General features: G+C 58.4%; 18 protein-coding genes, 1 tRNA gene and 1 pseudogene. 10 read left to right on the top strand and 10 right to left on the bottom strand.

Translation table 11 applies throughout. The features are described 5' to 3' along the window. Positions 1–5 precede the first annotated feature (5 nt). The 4 genes and pseudogenes from AC3IX4_RS24660 to AC3IX4_RS24645 form a co-directional block, all read right to left on the bottom strand. Entirely contained in the window at positions 6–350 is a 345-nt protein-coding gene (locus AC3IX4_RS24660) for a DUF3325 domain-containing protein (RefSeq protein ID WP_489257950.1), read from the bottom strand. Further along, positions 350–1,763, bottom strand: a pseudogene (locus tag AC3IX4_RS24655) (PepSY-associated TM helix domain-containing protein). The gene AC3IX4_RS24660 and the pseudogene AC3IX4_RS24655 overlap by 1 nt, the downstream one beginning before the upstream one ends. 35 nt (positions 1,764–1,798) lie before the next feature. Next, complete coding sequence (locus AC3IX4_RS24650) at positions 1,799–2,092, bottom strand: DUF3649 domain-containing protein (protein ID WP_489257949.1); 294 nt, start codon at positions 2,090–2,092, stop codon at positions 1,799–1,801. 195 nt (positions 2,093–2,287) lie between these two features. Continuing rightward, positions 2,288–2,617: a hypothetical protein gene (locus AC3IX4_RS24645; protein ID WP_489257948.1), complete on the bottom strand. Its 330-nt coding sequence runs from the start codon at positions 2,615–2,617 to the stop codon at positions 2,288–2,290. A gap of 309 nt (positions 2,618–2,926) precedes the next feature. On the opposite strand from AC3IX4_RS24645, the gene AC3IX4_RS24640 reads away from it, so the two are divergent. Further along, positions 2,927–4,567 (top strand): GMC family oxidoreductase, encoded by a 1,641-nt coding sequence (locus AC3IX4_RS24640; RefSeq protein ID WP_489257947.1) that lies wholly within the window; start codon positions 2,927–2,929, stop codon positions 4,565–4,567. A 16-nt stretch (positions 4,568–4,583) separates the two neighbouring features. Here the strand turns inward: AC3IX4_RS24640 and AC3IX4_RS24635 are convergent, their stop codons facing one another. After that, positions 4,584–5,468, bottom strand: coding sequence for a LysR family transcriptional regulator (locus AC3IX4_RS24635; protein WP_489257946.1), 885 nt, complete (start codon positions 5,466–5,468; stop codon positions 4,584–4,586). A gap of 92 nt (positions 5,469–5,560) precedes the next feature. Between AC3IX4_RS24635 and AC3IX4_RS24630 the strand changes: the two genes are divergently transcribed. The 3 genes from AC3IX4_RS24630 (at position 5,561) to chrA (ending at position 9,763) form a co-directional block, all read left to right on the top strand. Next, positions 5,561–6,586 carry a YeiH family protein gene (locus AC3IX4_RS24630; protein WP_489257945.1) on the top strand — a complete coding sequence of 342 codons (1,026 nt, stop codon included), beginning with the start codon at positions 5,561–5,563 and terminating at the stop codon, positions 6,584–6,586. Between the two features lie 845 nt (positions 6,587–7,431). Further along, entirely contained in the window at positions 7,432–8,376 is a 945-nt protein-coding gene (locus AC3IX4_RS24625) for a chromate resistance protein ChrB domain-containing protein (RefSeq protein ID WP_489261359.1), read from the top strand. Further along, positions 8,369–9,763, top strand: a complete 1,395-nt coding sequence (gene chrA, locus AC3IX4_RS24620) for a chromate efflux transporter (protein WP_489257944.1) — start codon at positions 8,369–8,371, stop codon at positions 9,761–9,763. Before AC3IX4_RS24625 ends, chrA begins: the two co-directional genes overlap by 8 nt. A 43-nt stretch (positions 9,764–9,806) precedes the next feature. Here the strand turns inward: chrA and AC3IX4_RS24615 are convergent, their stop codons facing one another. Genes AC3IX4_RS24615 through AC3IX4_RS24605 form a run of 3 tightly spaced genes read right to left on the bottom strand, consistent with a single transcriptional unit; the run spans position 9,807 to position 11,368 of the window. Continuing rightward, on the bottom strand, positions 9,807–9,890 hold the full coding sequence (locus tag AC3IX4_RS24615; protein ID WP_489261358.1) for a YHYH domain-containing protein: 84 nt from the start codon (positions 9,888–9,890) through the stop codon (positions 9,807–9,809). A 34-nt stretch (positions 9,891–9,924) separates the two neighbouring features. Next, on the bottom strand, positions 9,925–11,061 hold the full coding sequence (locus AC3IX4_RS24610; protein ID WP_489257943.1) for a nickel/cobalt efflux protein RcnA: 1,137 nt from the start codon (positions 11,059–11,061) through the stop codon (positions 9,925–9,927). A gap of 7 nt (positions 11,062–11,068) precedes the next feature. Beyond that, complete coding sequence (locus AC3IX4_RS24605) at positions 11,069–11,368, bottom strand: metal-sensing transcriptional repressor (RefSeq protein WP_489257942.1); 300 nt, start codon at positions 11,366–11,368, stop codon at positions 11,069–11,071. A gap of 513 nt (positions 11,369–11,881) precedes the next feature. Here AC3IX4_RS24605 and AC3IX4_RS24600 point away from each other — a divergent pair. Continuing rightward, positions 11,882–12,619 carry a HupE/UreJ family protein gene (locus AC3IX4_RS24600; RefSeq protein WP_489257941.1) on the top strand — a complete coding sequence of 246 codons (738 nt, stop codon included), beginning with the start codon at positions 11,882–11,884 and terminating at the stop codon, positions 12,617–12,619. Between the two features lie 12 nt (positions 12,620–12,631). Next, positions 12,632–13,255 (top strand): transmembrane anchor protein, encoded by a 624-nt coding sequence (locus tag AC3IX4_RS24595; RefSeq protein WP_489257940.1) that lies wholly within the window; start codon positions 12,632–12,634, stop codon positions 13,253–13,255. Positions 13,256–13,788: 533 nt separating this feature from the next. On the opposite strand, the gene AC3IX4_RS24590 is transcribed toward AC3IX4_RS24595, so the two are convergent. Continuing rightward, positions 13,789–13,865, bottom strand: a tRNA-Met gene (locus AC3IX4_RS24590). 212 nt (positions 13,866–14,077) lie between these two features. Between AC3IX4_RS24590 and AC3IX4_RS24585 the strand changes: the two genes are divergently transcribed. Then, entirely contained in the window at positions 14,078–15,295 is a 1,218-nt protein-coding gene (locus tag AC3IX4_RS24585; RefSeq protein WP_489257939.1) for an MFS transporter, read from the top strand. Between the two features lie 21 nt (positions 15,296–15,316). Here the strand turns inward: AC3IX4_RS24585 and AC3IX4_RS24580 are convergent, their stop codons facing one another. Continuing rightward, the gene (locus tag AC3IX4_RS24580) at positions 15,317–15,745 is read right to left on the bottom strand and encodes a topoisomerase DNA-binding C4 zinc finger domain-containing protein (RefSeq protein WP_489257938.1); all 429 of its coding nucleotides are present in this window, start codon (positions 15,743–15,745) and stop codon (positions 15,317–15,319) included. Positions 15,746–15,892: 147 nt separating this feature from the next. On the opposite strand from AC3IX4_RS24580, the gene AC3IX4_RS24575 reads away from it, so the two are divergent. From AC3IX4_RS24575 to metE, 3 genes are all read left to right on the top strand, one after another. Continuing rightward, complete coding sequence (locus tag AC3IX4_RS24575; RefSeq protein WP_489257937.1) at positions 15,893–16,498, top strand: SCO family protein; 606 nt, start codon at positions 15,893–15,895, stop codon at positions 16,496–16,498. Further along, entirely contained in the window at positions 16,498–16,977 is a 480-nt protein-coding gene (locus tag AC3IX4_RS24570; protein ID WP_489257936.1) for a copper chaperone PCu(A)C, read from the top strand. Before AC3IX4_RS24575 ends, AC3IX4_RS24570 begins: the two co-directional genes overlap by 1 nt. A 117-nt stretch (positions 16,978–17,094) precedes the next feature. Continuing rightward, positions 17,095–19,383 carry a 5-methyltetrahydropteroyltriglutamate--homocysteine S-methyltransferase gene (gene metE, locus AC3IX4_RS24565; protein WP_489257935.1) on the top strand — a complete coding sequence of 763 codons (2,289 nt, stop codon included), beginning with the start codon at positions 17,095–17,097 and terminating at the stop codon, positions 19,381–19,383. Positions 19,384–19,524: the final 141 nt, after the last annotated feature.

Raw genomic sequence — 19,524 nt, 5'->3', positions numbered from 1 at the left:
GCGGATCACAGCGCGGCGCTCAACAGCAGCGGTAGGCCACCGAGCAGTGCCAGTGCCCCGAGCAGGGCTGCGGCGCGGGGTTGATAGGGCAGCAGCAGAACCAGCAACAAGCCGCCAACTGCGAGCCAGCCGAGCCAGAGCACCACGCCCACCGCAGCCCCCCAGGCCAGGATGCACGGCCACAGGGCCAGGACCAGCAGCAGCCAGCCAGCAATGCGCAGCCCAAGTTGGAGGGCGGGTGCCTTGTGCGTCCAGACCTGCTTGTGGTGTCGCTCCATGGCCAGGCACAGGCCGCTAAGGCCGGCATAGCACAGGCTGCCGGCAAGCCAGCTGGCGAGCAGTACGTCCATCAGTGAACCTCCACGGCTGCTGCCGCTGCGCGCTGGCGGCGTGGTTGTTGTGGCGCCCGGCTTTTGCGCCAGAGCCGATGAGCGGTCCACAGACTCAGCAGGCCGAACACGATGGCCACCAACTCGACCCCGGCGCGTTCGCCGTCGCCACGCTGCAGGTAACTGACAAACTGCTCGCCGAGCACTACCCAGTTGAGCAGCGGCAGCGCCAAGCAGAGCAGGGCGATGGCCAGCAGTTGCTCGATCCAGGCGCGGCCTGGCGCACGCCACATGGCGTGGCCCAAGCTCAATAGCCAGACCGCGAAGAACGCGGCGATCTCCCATTCGGCGCGGGCAGCAATCCCCAGCGGGATTAGGCGGTTGGCCCAGAAGAAGGCGATGCAGGCCAGGCTCAACCCGGCAATCGTGCCAATATTCAGCACCTCTATCACCCGATAGACCTGCGGGGTACGCGTGCCGAATTCATGCAGCGAGCGCTGCTGGCGTTTGACCATGAACAGGATCGCACCGCTGACCCCGTCGAAATGCACGTTGCCGCTGCCATCGCCGAGCAGGCGGTACTCACCTGTCCTTTCGATGAAGCGGCCGAAGGTCTGTACTGCAGCGCTGCTGTCGCCGGGGTGTTCGACACTGACGAAGCTGACCGGGCGCTGCAACTGCTGCTCGCTGCGCACCAGCAGCTCATCGAGCGGCGTCACGGCGGCGGCGATTCCAGTTTCTTCGCGCGGTGGTGGCTGGGTGAGCAGGTCGGCGAAATAAGCCTTGTCGCTGGGGTAATGCACGGCGATACCGGCCGGCATGTACAGCGAGTAGAAGGTCGCGAGGCCCGTATAGGCGATCATCAACTGAAACGGCAGGCTCAGCACCGACACCGCGTTATGCGCATCCAGCCAACTGCGTTGGCCCTTGCCGGGACGGAAGGTGAAGAAGTCCTTGAAGATGCGTTTGTGGATGATCACCCCGCTGACCAGCGCCACCAGCATGGCCATGGTGAAGAAACCCACCAGCCAGATGCCGGCGGTGCCGCCGTGGAATTCGAAGTGCATGTGCACGAAGTGGTGGCCACCCTCGCTCTCGCGTTCGTTGGCTGCCACCAGCGGTTGATCGCTGGTTGTGGAACTGCTCGTTGGCGTCCTGCCAGAACAGCCGAACCGCAGAGTCCTGGTCATTGGGCAGGGCGATACCCCAGGAGTGTGCCTGCGGTTGGTGTTGGCTCATGTAGGCCTGGCCCAGGCGCACGGCCAGCGGACGGTCAACGCCGTCATCCATGCCATTGAGCGAACTGGCCTGTGGCAGGTGCGGCTTCAACCAGCGGGTGATCGGCTCGTCGAACACACCCAGCGAGCCGGTCAGAAAGATCGCGAACAGTACCCAGCACGCCCACAGCCCACCCCAAGTGTGCAGCCAGGCCATGGCCTGACGCAGGCTCTGCTTTTCGGTTGATTGAGTCATGCGCCGCTCCCCAACCACCCGCCAAGCAGCGCCAGCACGGCGGCCGGTAGCAGCAGTCCGAGCCAGGCGCGGCGGTCATCCTGCACGGCGAACACCCAGATGATGGCGGCGACATAGACCGCGAAGCTGGCCAGTGAGGCGGCCAGAATGGCCTGGCTCTTGGGTAGCGGCAGCACGGCGCCCAAGAAGATCACCACCGCCGAAGTCAGGGCGTAGCCACCAAAAATGGCCGCAGTCGTGCGGGACAGAAGCCTGAGTACAGGCCTACGGGGGGAGTCGATTGGTTTCATCAGTCAAGAGCCATGGGTCGATGCAAAGTAAAACCGCCGGAGTCACCCGAGATAGGCAGGGGCGCAGTAATAGTCATCTTTCAATTACCAAGACGAACGAGCGTGGAAAACCCGCCTTTTGTGGATCCCTGGAGTTATGACTAAATATGTCCGCCGCGCAGGGTTGGCTAAGCGTCACTGCGCAGCGGCGGCCTGTCAGAAGGTCATGCGCAGGCCGAGTGTGGCGTTGCGTGGCGTGCCGAAGTAGCTCGAGTAAGTGCTGGTGTAGTACTTCTCATCCAGCAGATTGTTGAGGTTGAGGGTGGCAGTGAGTTGTTCGGTCAGTGGGTAGCGAGCAAACGCGTCAACCAGGGCATAGTCATCCTGAGTGAAACGCACCCCCAATGGGCCCATGCCGTCGCTGTATATCTCGCTCTGCCAGTTAATCCCGCCGCCCAGGGTCAGACCGTTGCCGACACTCTGGCGACTGCAGGCCTTGAATCCATTCAGATGAGGACGACACGCTGACGCCAGCTGTGGCGGCAAAGCTGTTCAACGCCGACTCCAGTGAGCCCCGGAAATCGCCTGGTTAGTCCGAATGAGGTAAGCACCGACTGGACGGCCGTGAAAGGATCAAATGGCCTCCCCACATCGCGGTGGTCCGACAAGCCGGTAGATCGGTGGCGTGTACGCCGGTAGGAGCACGGCTTGCCGGCGATGGAGGCAACGCGGTGCGTCAGGCATGGCCTCTCGCGGGCAAGCCCAGCTCCTACATAGGGCGCAGGTGGATGCCAGTCAGTTAAGCCGAGCCGGTGATGTGCATGGATGTATCTTTGACGGGCAAGGAGATCAATTTTGACGGACACCTTTGACTATATCGTGGTGGGTTCTGGCTCGGCGGGCGGCACCTTGGCGGCGCGTCTGAGCGAAGATGGCCGTTACCGGGTGCTGGTGCTGGAAGCCGGCGGTAGCCACAAGAGTCTTTTTGTCCGTATGCCCGCGGGCTGGGGGGCGATGACGTACAGCCCCAGGTTTTCCTGGATGCACAAGACCGAGCCAGAACAGTATGCCGGTGGTCGCCGTATGATGATGCCCAGGGGCAAGGTAGTCGGCGGTTCGTCCTCGATCAACGGCATGATCTATATCCGGGGGCACAAGCAAGATTACGCCGATTGGGTCACGGCTGGCGCCACGGGCTGGAGTTGGCCGGAACTGGTACCGCACTTTGTGCGAACCGAAGACCAGAAGCGCATTCGTAATGCCTTGCATGGCCAGGGCGGTCCGCTCCCGGCGAGCGACCTGCCGGCGGTACACCCAGTGACGCACGCGATGATTGACGCCGCCGCGCAAGCGGGTCTGGAGCGGGTCGACGATTTCAATGATGGCCAGGCCAAGGGCGCGGGGGTCTTTCAAGTCAATTTTCGTGACGGCCAGCGCTCCTCGATTGCCAGCAATGCTATCGAACCGGCCCTGCGTCGCTCCAATTTGAAGCTGGTCATGCGGGCGATGGTGCAGCGGATTGTTTTTGAGGGGCGCCGTGCAACGGGTGTGGAATACAGCCTGCCCGATGGCAGCCGCCACATCGTCAAGGCCCAGCGCGAGGTACTGGTGTGCGCCGGGGCCATACAGTCGCCCCAGTTGCTGATGGTCTCGGGTGTCGGTCCGGCATCGCAGTTACAGGCCTTGGGTATCCCGGTCGTGGCGGACTTGCCCGGCGTGGGCGAGAACCTGCAGGACCATGTGTCTGCGCCGTTGTGCTGGCGGCTCAAGCCGGGCGTACGCGGGATGAACAGCAAGTTTCGTGGCGTGGGCTTGGTGGGCTCGGTGCTGCGTTACGTCGCGACCCGCACCGGGCCGATGATGAGCCCACCCGCGGAGTTCGGCTGCTACCTCAAGAGCGATCCAACGCTTTCATATAACGATATTCAAGTGTTCGGCCTGCCGATGACCGGCCAGATCGATGCCGACAGCGACAAGGCCCCGCAGCCGGACAGTTACGAGGGCATGACGCTGGGGCCCTATCAGGGGCGGCCGTTCTCACGGGGCCATGTGCGACTCAAAAGCCGCGACATGGATCAGCACCCGGCGATTACCATGAACTACCTGCACGACGAGCGTGATCGTCGCGCGCTGATCTGGTCATTGCGCTGGTTGCGGGACATGGTGAAGCAGCCGGCGCTGGCCGGACTGATCGATGCAGAGATGCGCCCCGGTCTCGAGGTGCAGACCGACGAACAATGGCTGTCCTGGATGGAGCCTTTACTCACCACCGCCTATCACCCCGTAGGCACCTGCCGCATGGGGCATGCCGATGACGCGATGGCCGTCTGCACCCCTGATCTGCGTGTACGGGGCTTGCAAGGCTTGCGGGTGATCGATGCGTCGGTCATGCCCAATCTGATCTGCGGCAACACCAATGCCACGTCCGTGGTGATTGGCGACAAGGGCGCCGATCTGGTGTTGGGGCGCGCGCCGTTGACGCCTCTGCATCTCTGACCGCCGGCATTCTGCTTCAACTCGGGCTTTCGCAGAAATCCAGAAAACGCCCGAGACCCCGGGTCGGTTGTTTGTCCTTGTGGATGACCCGGTATAGCTGGCGTTTAAGTGGGCCGCAGGGGGAGGGCAGGATGCATAGCAGGCCCTGGGCGAGTTCGTTGCGCACCATGATGCGCGAGACACAGGTGATGCCAGCACCCGCGATCACACAGCCCTTGATGGCTTCGGCATCGGAAATTTCCAACAGTTGTCGCGGGCTGCCAAGCCATGGCCCGAGCAAGTGTTCGAGCATTCGCCGGGTACCTGAACCCTGTTCACGCAGGATCCAACGCGCATTGGCAAGCTCTTCGGCCGTCGTGTGTGGCTGGCGGGCGAGGGGATGGCTGGGGGCGGCGATCAGTATCAGTTCATCTTCGCGCCACGGGCGTACATCGATGTCCGGGTGCTGTACCGGTCCTTCGACAAAGCCGACGTCGACACTGAAGTTGCACAGCGACTCGACGATCTTTTCGGTGTTTTCCACCTTCAATTCCAGTCGGCTCTCGGGCTCGGCTGCGAGAAAGGCGGCCAACCGCTCTGGAAGTACATAGCCGCCGATGGTCGTGCTGGCGCCAATCCGCAGATGACAGGTGAGCTGCTGCTGGAACAGCGTTTGCGCCTCTTGTGCGCCTTCGAGTGTGGCCTTGGCGTGCGGGTAGAAGCGCCGACCGTGTTCGTTGAGCATCAGGCGTTTGCCGTGCCGATCAAACAAGCGGGTCCCGAGCTGATGCTCCAGGTCCTGCAGCGACATGCTGGCTGCGGCCTGGCTCAAGCTGATGTGTTTACTGGCCTGGGTCACGCTGCCCAGGTCGGCGATGGCGATGAAGGTCGCCAGTTGGCGCAGAGTGATGTGGCATTGCATATCAGAATTCCTGATATTACGTATAAGAATATACAGCTTCGTTTAGGTTATAAGAACTTGCAAGCTTGCATGACCACAAACGAGGTTTCGTCATGCTAGTCCTAAGCCGTTCCGATCGATTGCCCTTTAACCTGATTGCCGGAATCATCGGCAGTTTCCTGCTGGCTGGACTGGCGCAGTGGTTATCGACGTCCCCCGTACTGCACGGTACCGGTATCGGCGCACTGACCCTGGCTATGCTGATGGGGCTGTTGGTCGGCAATCTCGCACCGGAGCGCGTGCATCAGGCTGCGGCTGGCGGCGTGCAATTTTGCAAACAGCCGATCTTGCGTCTGGGCGTTGCGCTCTATGGCTTGCGGTTGACTGTTCATCAAGTTCAAGCCCTTGGCGTGCAGGCATTCGTCACCGATGCGTTGTTGATCCTGTCGACGATCAGCCTGGCAATCTGGTTTGGCACAAAAGTGCTGCGCATGGAGCGCGAAACCGCCGTGCTGATCGGTGCCGGGCATGCCATCTGCGGTGCGGCAGCCATTCTCGCCAGTGCCGGTGTGGTCAAGGCGCGCAACGACCAGGTGGCCATCGGGGTAGCCTGTGTGGTTCTATTCGGCACCGTGGGCATGTTGCTTTATCCCTGGGTATTTAGCGTGATGCCGAACTTGTTCGGGTCTAGCCACGGTTTTGGCATCTTCACTGGCGCGACTCTGCACGAAGTGGCCCAGGTCGTCGCCGCTGGCCAGGCCATGGATCCGCAGGCTGCTGAGGCGGCCATCGTCGCCAAGTTGATTCGAGTGCTGTTGCTGGCACCGTTCCTGGTCGGCCTGGGCATTTGGATCAATCGTCGTTCCACGCCCGGTCAGACGGCTGCGCCGGTGAAAGTGCCGACCTTCGTGATTGGCTTCATCGTCTGCATGCTGATCAACTCCTGGTTACCCATGCCAGAGCCGGTACACCAGCTGATGATCGGCCTGGATGACTTGCTGCTGGCTGCTGCCATGGGCGCCCTGGGTTTCAGTACTCGGCTTATCGACCTGCGCAAGGCGGGGCTCAAGCCACTGATTCTGGCATTCGTGCTGACCACTCAACTGATTGTATTAGGTGGCGTGCTGAGCTTTGTCTGAATGAAGTCATGCCGCAGACGGGAATGTGTGAAGACCCATAAAAAAAGGCGCCCCGAAGGGCGCCTTTAAGGATTCATGAGGAGTAGTCGCAGCGATTCTTTAGCACCGGGTCATGATCGACCTTGGGTCCAGGATCCGATGAGCGGGCTCATCGTCACTACTTCAGAGGGGGCCAGTACCTCTGCTGCCGAATTCTGGGGGGAGCGTTACTGGAGCCCATACCCAGAGATGCGCAATTGCAGTCCTCAATAATTATTCTCGACCTGGTCGGGGAGAGTGTCAACCACCTGACCACTCCAGAGGCGCGGAGACTGATCAGCGGTTTGCCGTCGAACATGACTTGTACGCGCACCGACTTTAAGGTCGGCCGGGGTGTCCAGGGCGATTAACTCCAGACGGTCGCCGCTACGCGTCGCGAAACCATTGTCGTTCGTCTTGAGATTGACCAGCGCCTTTGAAAACTGCAGACATCCCCAGGAGCCGGTTCAAGGAAGCATGTGATGCATTGGTCAATCGAGGGGCTCTGCGAGTTGACTTGCCGCATTTTTTTTATCGATGGAGTCCGTCCGAAACGGAGGCTCCCCTATAGGGGATCTTCCGTTTCGGACGGACTTTAGTAGTTTTACCGATATCGTGGAGCAGGGCACAGAAAGCAATGCCGGCTGACCAGGCACGGCACCGGTAGGTAGTAGGTAGGACTGCCTGCCGGTGCAGTTATCCAGCGTGTGGATGGATTTCGACAGCGTGGACTTTCACGCGGAGCCCAAGCACCGCTTGCCAAAATCCTGGTTTTCAAAGATCACTATTGGTGTAGTCTAAGCTACAAAATAAATAGTGATCGCTACATGAATAAATGGCTCGCTTTGATTCTCGGCTTACCCACCGCTAATGCCACGGAGCGCATGCGCGCTTGGCGTGCTCTGAAAGCATCAGGTGCGGCTGTTTTGCGCGATGGTGCCTATCTGCTGCCTGATACCGGTGTCTGTCGTGAAGCGCTTGCGTCTGTTGAGCGTGACATTCTGGCCATCAATGGCACCGCTTACGTCCTGCCCGTCATCGATCCTGACGGTGAGCGCTTTGTCGAGTTATTCGACCGTAGCAATGATTACAACAAGCTACGCGCAGAAATCGAAGCCTGCCGTGCACTGCTCAACACCGAGAATGCACTCGGCACCACCAAGCAGATCCGCAAGTTACGTAAGGCCTATGCTCAGCTGACCAACATCGATTACTTCCCAGGAAAACCGCAGCAGCAGATTGACGCAGCATTACAGGAACTTGAATCGGCGGTCAGTAGAGCTTTGTCGGCGGATGAGCCGCACAGCCGAGAACAACCCATAACGGTGCTGAGGCAGAGCGATTACCAGGGCCGTGTTTGGGCAACGCGCAAGCGCCCTTGGGTTGACCGTCTGGCCAGTGCCTGGCTGATTCAACGCTTCATTGATCCCCTCGCTCGCATCCTCTGGCTGGATAGTCCGCAGGACTGCCCGGCCGACGCCCTGGGCTTCGACTTTGATGGGGCAATCTTCAGCCACATCGGCAACCGCGTGACCTTCGAAACCCTACAAGCCAGCTTCAACTTTGATGCACCCGGCCTCAGCCGTCTCGCCGCGCTGGTGCATTACCTGGATGTCGGTGGCGTTCAACCCATTGAGGCTGCCGGTATCGAGCGCGTCCTGGCGGGGCTACGAGAAACCATACCCCATGATGACTCTCTGCTTTCAGCGGCAAGTGCAATATTCGATGGTCTGCTCGCTGAGTTTGCGCAAGAGGAAAACTCCGATGAATAACGCCTTCAAACCCGTAGTTGAGCCTGACCTGTCTCGACCTGAAGCTGTCGGCCTGCTCCAGGCCTTTTGGTTTTGGCTGAAGTTGGGTTTCGTCAGCTTCGGCGGACCGGCTGGACAGATTTCGATCATGCATCAAGAGTTGGTGGAGCGTCGGCGCTGGATATCCGAACGGCGTTTTCTCCATGCGCTGAATTATTGCATGCTGCTCCCAGGGCCGGAGGCCCAGCAATTGGCAACCTACATCGGTTGGTTGATGCATCGAACCTGGGGCGGTGTAATCGCTGGCGTCCTCTTTGTACTGCCGTCGCTGTTCATCCTGATTGCATTGTCCTGGATGTATATCGCTTTTGGCGAAGTCCCCCTGGTAGCAGGCCTCTTCTACGGCATCAAGCCAGCCGTCACGGCCATCGTAGTTCATGCCGCTCACCGGATTGGCTCCAGGGCGTTGAAAAACAGCTGGTTATGGGCCATCGCGGCAGCTTCGTTCGTAGCGATCTTTGCCCTGAATATTCCCTTCCCTTTGATCGTCCTGGCGGCGGCCGTGCTGGGTTACCTCGGTGGGCGTCTAGCCCCGGAGAAGTTCAGGGTCGGTGGCCACGGTGCGGCGCAAAAGTCGTTCGGTCCGGCATTGATCGATGACGATACACCTGCGCCAGAACACGCCCGTTTCTGCTGGTCGCGCCTCGCGTTGTTGATACTGATCGGTATCGTGTTGTGGGTCCTGCCCATGGGCGTCCTGACTGCACTCTTTGGCTGGGAAGGTACCTTGACCCAGATGAGCTGGTTTTTCACCAAGGCCGCCTTGCTGACCTTCGGTGGTGCCTACGCCGTTCTACCTTATGTATATCAGGGTGCGGTTGGTCATTACGGCTGGTTGACTCCTACCCAAATGATCGATGGTCTGGCCTTGGGTGAAACCACGCCTGGGCCGCTAATCATGGTGGTGGCCTTCGTTGGTTTTGTGGGTGCTTATGTCCATCAAGTCTTCGGCGCCGATCAGGCATTCCTCGCCGGTGCCGTAGCGGCAAGCCTGGTGACCTGGTTCACCTTCCTGCCTTCGTTTTTGTTCATCCTGGCTGGTGGGCCGTTGGTGGAGTCGACTCACAACGAACTCAAGTTCACCGCCCCACTCACTGGCATTACCGCTGCTGTTGTGGGCGTTATCCTCAATCTCGCCATGTTTTTCGGTTACCACGTGCTGTGGCCCAATGGATTTGGAGCAGCTCTGGACTGGCCTTCGCTGGTGATTGCGATAGCCGCTGCCATAGCGTTGTTTCACTTCAAGCGCGGCGTCATTCAGGTACTGCTCAGCTGCGGTGTAGTCGGTTTGCTGGTGTACCTGGTGCGCAATGGGAACTGGGGAGCGTTTTTCCAGCTTTGGTTCTAATCACCATCATTTGGGAGGCCCAGCAACTGCTGGGCATTGCCGCTTAGTGGCAGGGGCGGCTGCCAGTTTTGTGGTTGGTGTGGCAACCCTTGGCGTCGGTACCACCACTGTGTGCGAACGCAGCCACCGAAGAGAACGAAAGGACAGCGGCAATCACGCCTTTAGCTGTTCAGCCCGATCCAGCCGTGGAAGCCCACATAGAGGCCGACACCGATAATCAGGACGCTGGAGAGGTAGGGCGCACGCCGCGCCACGGTACCCAGCCATGGCCAGCGATTGGACGCTTGTCTTGCACCAATTGCTGCAGCGCTCCCTACTGCAACGAGGGTAAGCGCCAATCCAATGCTGAAGCACAGAACCAGCATGCCGCCCAGTGCGACTTCTTTAACCTGGAGGCAGAGCAGCAATACGGTGATGGCTGCAGGGCATGGAATAAGGCCGCCGGTCAGGCCAAACATGATGATCTGCCCCGTTGTGACTTCCCGGTTGGTAAAACGCTTACGGATGTCGTTGGCATGAGCACGTTCATGCGCGTCCTGATAGCCATCGACAGACAGCTCTAAGCCCTCCAGCTCGGAATGGGCGTGACCATGATCGTGCTCGCGGTAATCAAGATCATAGTCATGCGAATGACCCGCATGGCCGAGGCTGAGCCGCGCGCTGAATTCATGGGGCTCAGGAATATCATCTGTCGATTGGAGGTACCCCTCTCGCTCGGCAAAGGCGAATTGCTGGGTCTTCCCATCGGACCTGATAGTGGTCAATAGAACTTGGGCAGCCGGCCAGCCATGGCCACTTAGCACTTTCATCCGCCAGTGTGGGGGCAAACCGTCCTCGAAGATTGAAAGCTCGATCCGGCCATGACCGGTATCAATACGGTGAGTTTCATCGTGATGCGCGTGGTCATGATCGCCATGATGGTGATCATCGCCTTGCTCGAACTTGAACATCTGCTCACCACGCCATGTCCGCCAGAGCATCCACAGGGCAATCACAATAATCAGCGCGCAAGATGCCAGTTGAAAGTAAGGCTCAGTGGTTTGTGCGTCCAAACCTTTACCCAAATACATGCCGCCAATAGCGACCAACCACACCACGGCGGTGTGCGACAGCGTAGCGGCCAGGCCCAATAGCACCGCCTGTTTTACCGAACCACGGATGGCGACGATGAACGCCGCCATCATGGTTTTTGAATGGCCCGGCTCGAGGCCATGCAAAGCACCGAGCAAGATAGCGCTCGGGAAGTAGAGCCAGGCTTGAGAGCCACCCTGTTGCAGCAGTTCAGCGAAATTGGGCATGTCAGTCTTAGAGGTACTTGGTGATTTGTTTGAACGCTTCCAGGGGGGCGCGATTGCCATTGTTCAGCGCCGAAACGGTGTCCTCCAGGCAGTGATCGATGTGATCCTGGATAAGTGTGCGCTTGGCTTGGCACACGGCTTTTTCGACAGCATGCAGTTGCTGAGCAATGTCCACGCACTCACGACCGTCTTCAATCATGGTGATGATGCTGCGCAGATGACCATCCGCCCGCTTGAGACGTTTGATGATCGCCTCGTGACTTTGGTGGGTATGGGGAAGGTTGTGATCGTGTTCGTGCTCACTCATGGCTTGAGCCTCGGCCTTCAATGAATTACGCTGGCATCCTATCCCCCCTGGGGGGATATGGTCAAACGTATAGCCGCCACAACAAACGAGTTAGAACACAGACACTATGCTCAGTCGCTCCCTGACAATGACAGTGGTACTCGCACTTGCTCTGGCCATGTTGATGGCTTGGGCAGGGCATACCTATACATTGTTGGTTGCGGCCAAACAGCCTGCCTGGGAGATTGCGCAAGACGCCTATCACGCCCATGACGAGCAGGCCGAGATGTCGTGCACCAACTGCTCGGATCACTATCATTCGCCGTTAACCCCTGACCATCAGCACGAGACACCGCAGCTCACTTCCACGTTGAGTGTGGCTGCACAGCCGAAGCTATCCGTGCGGGTCGATGCCCTCCGATATTACGTTCCTCGGCCGCCGACTTTCCTGATCGAGCGCCCACCCCGTCCTTCGTTCGCCTCCTGACCATGGCCGCATTGCGGCCTTTGATCCCTGCAACGTAGGATTAATCCATGCATTCGCACTCGATGAGCGGCGTTGACGCATTTACTGCGCCTTCGCGTCGCCCACTACTGCTGTTTTTTTTACTTGTCGCGGCATTTTTCCTCGGAATGCCCGAGGCGATGGCTCATGCCGTGGCTGAAGGCGACAAGGGTTTCATCCAGGAAAGCTCAGGCGTGATGTTGTTGCCGTTCATCTACATGGGCGCCAAGCACATGATGACGGGCTACGACCACCTGCTGTTTCTGTTCGGGGTGATCTTCTTTCTATACCGCCTGAAAGACGTGGGGCTCTACGTCACGCTGTTTGCTGTAGGCCACTCGGTCACGCTGCTGCTGGGCGTGCTGGCCGAGGTCAGCATCAGCTCTTACATCATCGACGCCATCATCGGCTTTTCGGTGGTGTACAAGGCGCTCGATAACCTGGGCGCGTTTCAGCGCTGGTTCGGTTTCCAACCCAATACCAAAGTGGCCACGCTGGTTTTTGGCCTGCTTCACGGTTTTGGTCTGGCCACCAAGATCCAGGAGTACGAAATCTCGCCTGATGGCCTGATTCCGAATCTGATCGCCTTTAACGTCGGCGTCGAGATCGGCCAGTTGTTGGCACTTAGCGCGATTCTCATTCTGATGGGGTATTGGCGGCGCACCGGCAGTTTCTGGCGCCACGCCTATGCCGCCAACGTCGCCATGATGAGTGCCGGCTTCCTCCTGATGGGTTACCAGATCACCGGCCTGTTTGTCTCCGCGTAAGGAATTCTGACCATGTTCAATACCCCGCTTCCAACTGTTAATGAATTGCCTAGCACTCGCAAACTGGTTCGTTCGACTGTCATTGCCCTGCTGACTGCGGTCGGTTTGCTGGTGACTGTGGTCATGCCTTCGGAATATGCCGTTGATCCTACGGGGGTGGGCCGCGCACTGGGGCTGACCCAGATGGGCGAACTCAAGATCATCCTTGCCCAAGAGGCGTTGGCGGATGCAGCTTTGCCGCAGGCAGCGGTTCCGGCTCCGGCTTCACAGGTTGTGCAACCAGCTGTTCAGCCAGTGGCGACACCTGCCCCTGCCTTGAAGACCGATCAAATGACCGTCACGCTTAAACCTGGTGAAGGGACAGAGATCAAACTGGAAGTGCTGAAGAACAAGACTGTCAGCTATGAATGGACAGCGGCGGGTGGGCCTGTGAATTACGACACCCATGGCGAGCCCTACAACGGCGAAAAGGGTTACTTCCATAGCTACAACAAGGGCAAGCAGGTCAACAGTAATAAAGGTGAGTTCACCGCCCTTTTTGACGGCACCCACGGTTGGTTTTGGCGTAATCGCAGCAACAACGACGTGACCATCTCACTCAAGACAACTGGCGATTACTTGGGCGTCAAACAGTAGCTCGCAGCAACGATGGTTATCCTGCTGCCGAAAACGCAGGGTTTAGCCTGACCACAGACCCTTTATTTTCCTCCACTCTTGAAGAACTACCCTATGAAAACCCCAACTACTTTGATTCGTTCGATGCTCCTGATCTGCTTCCTCGGCCTTATGACTGCATGCGGCGGTGGTGAGAAAGACGCTACATCCGAGAGCGCCGATCACGGACATACACACGAGTAACACCCTGGAAAACTACAAGGCCGCGATTGCGGCCTTGTTTTTCTGGCATGACGAAAAACCTGGCCCAAAGTCCGGTGATTGAACGACACGAATAAATGTCTGCTTTGGGTTGAGATAAATGATGGTGGACAAGTGAGACAGGTGGCTATTTACAATGAGTAGCGAGGGGTTTGCCATCTGCGGCATACACGATGGCGAGGACTGTCAGGAGACCTGGAGTGACAAACGAATGCCCCAGAAACAAGAAAACCCGCACTAGGCGGGTTTCTTGTATGTTCAATGACATCGAGCGATATCATTGAACAAGTACTTGGTGGCTACACAGGGACTTGAACCCCGGACCCCAGCATTATGAATGCTATGCTCTAACCAACTGAGCTATGTAGCCAAGTGGCGCGCATTATTGGCTGAAAATTGAGATGTGTCAACACCCGATTTAAAAAATTTATGCGAATGATCAATTGCTTAGCTTTGCAGGCCTAAAAATCTCGAAAAACCTGGGGCGGGCAGGGCGTTGATCGGTGAGCAATAAAATCGATAGCGCGATAACGATTGGATTCTGGATAATTGGATCCCACTTCGCGGTATGGAATGTTCACCATGGCTTCGAGCAGTACTTCAGCGAGCCCGGCGTCTGTAGCCTCGGCTGTCCAGAGCAGCCCACTGGTCATGCGCATCATCGCCGCCTGTGCGCTGGCGCATTTGATCAATGACTTGATCCAGGCGGTACTGCCGTCGATCTACCCGCTACTCAAGGCCAGCTACGGGCTCACCTTCACTCAGATCGGCCTGATTACCCTGACCTTCCAGGTCACAGCTTCGCTGCTGCAGCCTTGGGTAGGCTTTTATACAGACCGCAAGCCGATGCCGAACCTGCTCCCACTGGGCACCGTGTGCACATTGGTGGGGATCCTGATGTTGGCCTTTGTCGGCAGCTTTCCGATGATTTTGGTGGCGTCAGCATTGATCGGCATTGGTTCTTCAACCTTTCACCCCGAAACCTCGCGCATTGCGCGGCTGGCCTCTGGTGGGCGATTTGGCCTGGCGCAGTCCACCTTTCAAGTGGGAGGTAATGCAGGCTCCGCTTTCGGCCCGTTGCTGGCAGCTGCCATCATCATCCCGTTTGGCCAGGTCAATGTGGTCTGGTTTGGCTTGTTTGCGCTCCTGGCCCTGGGTGTGACCTACGGTTTGAGCCGCTGGTATCGCGAGCACTTGAACAACTTCAAGGCCAAGCAGGGCCAGAAAGCGACTCACGGGCTGAGCAAGTCCCGGGTGATCGCGTCGCTGGTGGTATTGGGCTTGCTGGTGTTCTCCAAGTATTTCTACATGGCCAGCTTCACCAGTTACTTCACCTTCTACCTGATCGAGAAGTTCGACCTGTCGGTGGCCAGCTCGCAACTGCACCTGTTCCTGTTTTTGGGCGCAGTCGCGGCCGGCACCTTCTTCGGTGGCCCGATTGGCGACCGCATCGGGCGCAAGGCCGTGATCTGGTTCTCGATCCTGGGTGTGGCGCCCTTCACCTTGTTGCTGCCCTATGTGGACCTGTTCTGGACCAGCGTGTTGAGCGTGATCATCGGCTTTATCCTGGCCTCGGCGTTCTCCGCCATCGTGGTTTATGCCCAGGAACTGGTACCCGGCAATGTCGGCATGATCGCCGGTATCTTCTTCGGCCTGATGTTTGGCTTTGGCGGTATCGGTGCGGCCCTTCTGGGTTATCTGGCGGATATCCACGGCATCGAATACGTCTACACCCTGTGCTCGTATCTGCCCCTGTTCGGCGTACTCGCCGTGCTGTTGCCATCGACTGGCAAACGGTGATCCCGAAGGCCTGGCGACCTTCTATTTGGGTTTGTTAACACCTGCCGTGGGAAAAATGGCGCGAATCCCACGGCACTTCGGATAATCCGTGCAGCCCCAAAAGTCGCCGCCTGCATTGCGGCCGGTGCGCGCCACTTTCATGACCATCGGTTTTTTGCAGTGGGGGCAGGCGGGTGGCTTGGGTTGAATCGGTGGCGTAGGTTTCTTGGGGGGAGGGGGCTTCACCGGTTCAGGAGCCAACACCGGCTCAATTTGCTCTGCGACCTCGTTGACGCTGGCGCAAGGGTTGGGAGGGTTGGCCTTGGCAGTCCGCTGGTCGAGCAAGCCCCTGACCCATCGGGGTAGTTTGCTGGCGAGGTCGATGAAGTCTTCGATGACTGATGATTTTTTGGCCATATCTCTGGTCTTGTCTTTCAGCACAGCCCGTCGCTTGCTGATGGTCAAAGGCAATTATGGCGATCGTGCAAATTTCTGTCGCTAACACAACAAGCCCCGCGCGCCTCGCAACGGGGTGCGACAATTGGGACGCTTTAGTTTGGACACGGTTTGATACCATGCGCGCCATTTGACCGTCTGATTTTTCAAAGGACGTACTTCATGAGCGTTTCGTTGTCTCGCCGCCAAGTGGTTACAGGCCTTAGCCTGTTGTCTTTGGGCTTGCTCACCGGTTGCGATACCCGCAGCGGGTTGTCATTCAAATACGGCAAGGACTTGAGCAACAAGATCCTTGGGCGTGGTTTCAAGCTGCGCGACACAGACGGCAATGAGCGTATGCTTTCGAGCTATCGGGGCATGATGCCCATGATTTTCTTTGGCTTCACCCAGTGCCCGGCCGTCTGCCCGACCACGCTCGCCCGAGCCGCCCAGGCCAAAAAGCTGATGGGCCGGGACGGTGATCGCCTGCAAGTGGTCTTCATCACACTAGACCCTGAACGCGATACACCTCAGGTGCTGGATGCCTACATCAAGGCATTTGATCCAACCTTCGAAGCCTTGTACGGCACCCTTGAAGAAACCGCCGCAACGGCCAAGGAATTCGAGGTTTTCTACGAGAAGATCCCCAGCGGCTCGACCTACACCATGTCCCATACCGCCACCAGCTTCGTCTTTGATTCCAGGGGTGTATTGCGCCTGGGCCTCTCTCAATCGCTCACCGCGCAAGAATGCGCGCAAGACTTGGTCACGCTCATGGAGATCTGCTAATGAACCGCACACTAATCAAAGGGATCAAGCACGCCGCCGTCATCTGCTCACTGCTCATGGGGGCTGCCCAGGCCAACGCGCAGGTGCAGGTGACCGATGCATGGGCACGTGCCACCGTGCCGGGCCAGCAAGCGTCCGGGGCCTTTATGACCATCACCTCCAGCACCGCGGGCAAACTGCTCAGTGTTGAGTCGCCCGTCGCCAAAATAGTCCAGATTCATCAATCAACGATGAAAAACGACGTGATGAGCATGCAACCGGTCGCGGCCGTAGATCTGCCGGCCGGAACCGCCGTCGCCTTGAGCCCCGAGGGTTATCACGTGATGCTGATTGACCTGAATGCACAGATCAAGGAGGGCGACAAGGTGCCGCTGACCTTGAACATCGAGAATGCCCAAGGCGAGAAAGAAGTCATCAAGGTAGAAGCGCCCGCACGAGCGCTGGGTGGTCATGATCACGCCCATGGCATGAAGCACTGATCGCGGATTTGATCCAATGATGAGAAAAACTTGTGATGATCAAGAATAATATGAGTTTGTCTCACCATCCCTTCAGTATCGACAATAGCTCCCATCAACACATTGGAGTTTTTTGTCATGGCACTGGCCCATTCCCTCGGCTTCCCTCGCATAGGCCGCGATCGCGAACTGAAGAAAGCTCAAGAAGCTTTCTGGAAGGGCGAGTTGAACGAGGCCCAGCTGCGCGCTGTGGGCGCCGAGCTGCGTAAGACGCATTGGGACATTCAGAAAAAAGCCGGGATTGAGCTGCTGCCGGTCGGCGACTTTGCCTGGTACGACCAGGTCCTGACCCACTCGCTGATGTTCGGTGTCATCCCGGAGCGCTTCCGCCCGCACGATGGCAAAACCTCCTTGCAAACATTGTTCGGCATGGCGCGCGGCGTCAGCGACAGCTGCTGTGGCGGTGCACACGCCCAGGAAATGACCAAGTGGTTCGACACCAACTACCACTACCTGGTCCCTGAGTTCACGGCGGACCAGCAATTTCAACTGGGCTGGGACCAGTTGTTTGAAGAAGTCGAAGAAGCCAAGGCGTTGGGCCATAGCGTCAAACCGGTGGTCATCGGCCCGCTGACCTACTTGTGGTTGGGCAAAGCCAAAGGCGACGATTTCGACAAGCTTGACCTGCTCGATCGGCTGCTTCCGCTGTATGGCCAGATCTTCCAGCGTCTGGCTGCCCAGGGCGTTGAGTGGGTTCAGATCGACGAGCCGATCCTGGTACTGGACTTGCCACAGGAATGGAAAAACGCTTTTGAGCGCGCTTACAACCAGATCCAGCGCGACCCATTGAAAAAACTGCTCGCCACCTACTTTGGTGGCCTGGAAGAAAACCTCGGCCTGGCCGCCAACCTGCCCGTGGATGGCTTGCACATCGATCTGGTGCGCGCGCCGGATCAGTACCCCACGATTCTGGATCGTCTGCCAGCTTATAAAGTGCTGTCGCTGGGGCTGGTCAATGGCCGTAATGTCTGGCGCTGCGATCTGGAAAAAGCGCTGGCCGTGCTTGAACACGCCAAAGAGCGCTTGGGTGATCGCCTGTGGGTTGCGCCTTCCTGCTCCCTGTTGCACAGCCCGGTAGACCTGGGGCGTGAAGACAAACTGGACGCCGAGCTCAAGAGCTGGCTGGCTTTCGCCGTACAGAAGTGCGAAGAAGTTGCCATCCTGGCCCGCGCTCTGAACGAACCAGAAGCAGCGCCTGTACTGGATGCATTGGCACGGAGCCGCGTCGTCCAGGCCAGCCGTGCGGCTTCCTCGCGCATCCACAAACCCGCGGTGCAGGCACGTGTCGCTGCAATTACCGCCCAGGACAGCCAGCGCCAATCCGAGTTTGCCACCCGTATCGCCAAGCAACGGGCCGGCCTGGATCTGCCGCTGTTCCCGACCACCACCATCGGCTCGTTCCCGCAAACCGGTGCCATCCGCCTGGCCCGCAAGTCGTTCAAGCAAGGCAAGTTGAGCGAAGCCGAATACACCGAAGCGATGCACAGCGAAATCAAGCACGCGGTCGAAGTTCAAGATTGCCTGGGGCTGGATGTACTGGTTCACGGTGAAGCCGAGCGTAACGACATGGTCGAATACTTCGCCGAGCAACTGGACGGCTACGTATTCACCCGTTTCGGTTGGGTCCAAAGCTATGGTTCACGCTGCGTTAAACCGGCCGTGATCTTCGGCGACCTGAGCCGCCCGAAAGCCATGACCGTCGAATGGATTCGCTACGCCCAAGGCCTCACCGACAAGGTGATGAAAGGCATGCTGACCGGCCCTGTGACCATGCTGATGTGGTCTTTCCCGCGTGAAGACGTGACCCGTGAAGTGCAAGCCCGCCAACTGGCCCTGGCCATTCGTGATGAAGTGGTTGATCTGGAAGCCGCCGGCATCAAGATCGTACAGATCGACGAAGCCGCCTTCCGCGAAGGCCTGCCCCTGCGCCAAGCGCAATGGCAGCACTACCTGGACTGGGCGGCTGAAGCCTTCCGTCTGTGCGCCTCGGGCGTGCGTGACGAAACCCAGATCCACACCCACATGTGCTACAGCGAGTTCAATGATGTGATCGAATCCATTGCAGCGATGGATGCCGACGTGATCACCATCGAAACCTCGCGCTCGGACATGGAGCTGCTGGAGGCGTTTGAAGCCTTCGCCTACCCGAATGAAATCGGCCCAGGCGTGTACGACATCCATTCGCCACGTGTTCCAGATGCTTCTGAAATGGCCAACTTGCTGCGCAATGCCGCCAAGCGTATTCCTGTCGAGCGCTTGTGGGTCAACCCGGATTGCGGTTTGAAAACCCGTGGCTGGCCAGAAACGGAAGCGGCTTTGGTGCATATGGTGACCGCTGCCCGACAGCTGCGCAAAGAGTTTGCGTAACGCTGAGTGATTGAGTTTGATCTGCCAGTCATCGCGCTTGAACGTGCGATGACTGGCTTTTTACACATTTACAAAATGCTGATGTGGCGAGGCACCGGCCAGCGGCCACCGCCAAAAGCGCAAGACTTCCAACCGAAAAAC

The sequence above is a fragment of the Pseudomonas sp. KH_021 genome, from assembly GCF_057838865.1.
Note: the sequence above shows the minus strand (reverse complement) of the source record. Positions and strands in the feature narration are given on the sequence as shown.

What these genes read in the sequence shown, in the direction of transcription:
- AC3IX4_RS24650 (WP_489257949.1), bottom strand. Translation starts at nt 2,092, where the DNA reads ATGAAACCAATCGACTCCCCCCGTAGGCCTGTACTCAGGCTTCTGTCC.
- AC3IX4_RS24635 (WP_489257946.1), bottom strand. Translation starts at nt 5,468, where the DNA reads ATGCAATGCCACATCACTCTGCGCCAACTGGCGACCTTCATCGCCATC.
- AC3IX4_RS24660 (WP_489257950.1), bottom strand. Translation starts at nt 350, where the DNA reads ATGGACGTACTGCTCGCCAGCTGGCTTGCCGGCAGCCTGTGCTATGCC.
- AC3IX4_RS24600 (WP_489257941.1), top strand. Translation starts at nt 11,882, where the DNA reads ATGCATTCGCACTCGATGAGCGGCGTTGACGCATTTACTGCGCCTTCG.
- AC3IX4_RS24625 (WP_489261359.1), top strand. Translation starts at nt 7,432, where the DNA reads ATGAATAAATGGCTCGCTTTGATTCTCGGCTTACCCACCGCTAATGCC.
- AC3IX4_RS24575 (WP_489257937.1), top strand. Translation starts at nt 15,893, where the DNA reads ATGAGCGTTTCGTTGTCTCGCCGCCAAGTGGTTACAGGCCTTAGCCTG.
- AC3IX4_RS24605 (WP_489257942.1), bottom strand. Translation starts at nt 11,368, where the DNA reads ATGAGTGAGCACGAACACGATCACAACCTTCCCCATACCCACCAAAGT.
- AC3IX4_RS24630 (WP_489257945.1), top strand. Translation starts at nt 5,561, where the DNA reads ATGCTAGTCCTAAGCCGTTCCGATCGATTGCCCTTTAACCTGATTGCC.
- AC3IX4_RS24610 (WP_489257943.1), bottom strand. Translation starts at nt 11,061, where the DNA reads ATGCCCAATTTCGCTGAACTGCTGCAACAGGGTGGCTCTCAAGCCTGG.
- chrA (WP_489257944.1), top strand. Translation starts at nt 8,369, where the DNA reads ATGAATAACGCCTTCAAACCCGTAGTTGAGCCTGACCTGTCTCGACCT.
- AC3IX4_RS24585 (WP_489257939.1), top strand. Translation starts at nt 14,078, where the DNA reads ATGGCTTCGAGCAGTACTTCAGCGAGCCCGGCGTCTGTAGCCTCGGCT.
- AC3IX4_RS24595 (WP_489257940.1), top strand. Translation starts at nt 12,632, where the DNA reads ATGTTCAATACCCCGCTTCCAACTGTTAATGAATTGCCTAGCACTCGC.
- AC3IX4_RS24570 (WP_489257936.1), top strand. Translation starts at nt 16,498, where the DNA reads ATGAACCGCACACTAATCAAAGGGATCAAGCACGCCGCCGTCATCTGC.
- metE (WP_489257935.1), top strand. Translation starts at nt 17,095, where the DNA reads ATGGCACTGGCCCATTCCCTCGGCTTCCCTCGCATAGGCCGCGATCGC.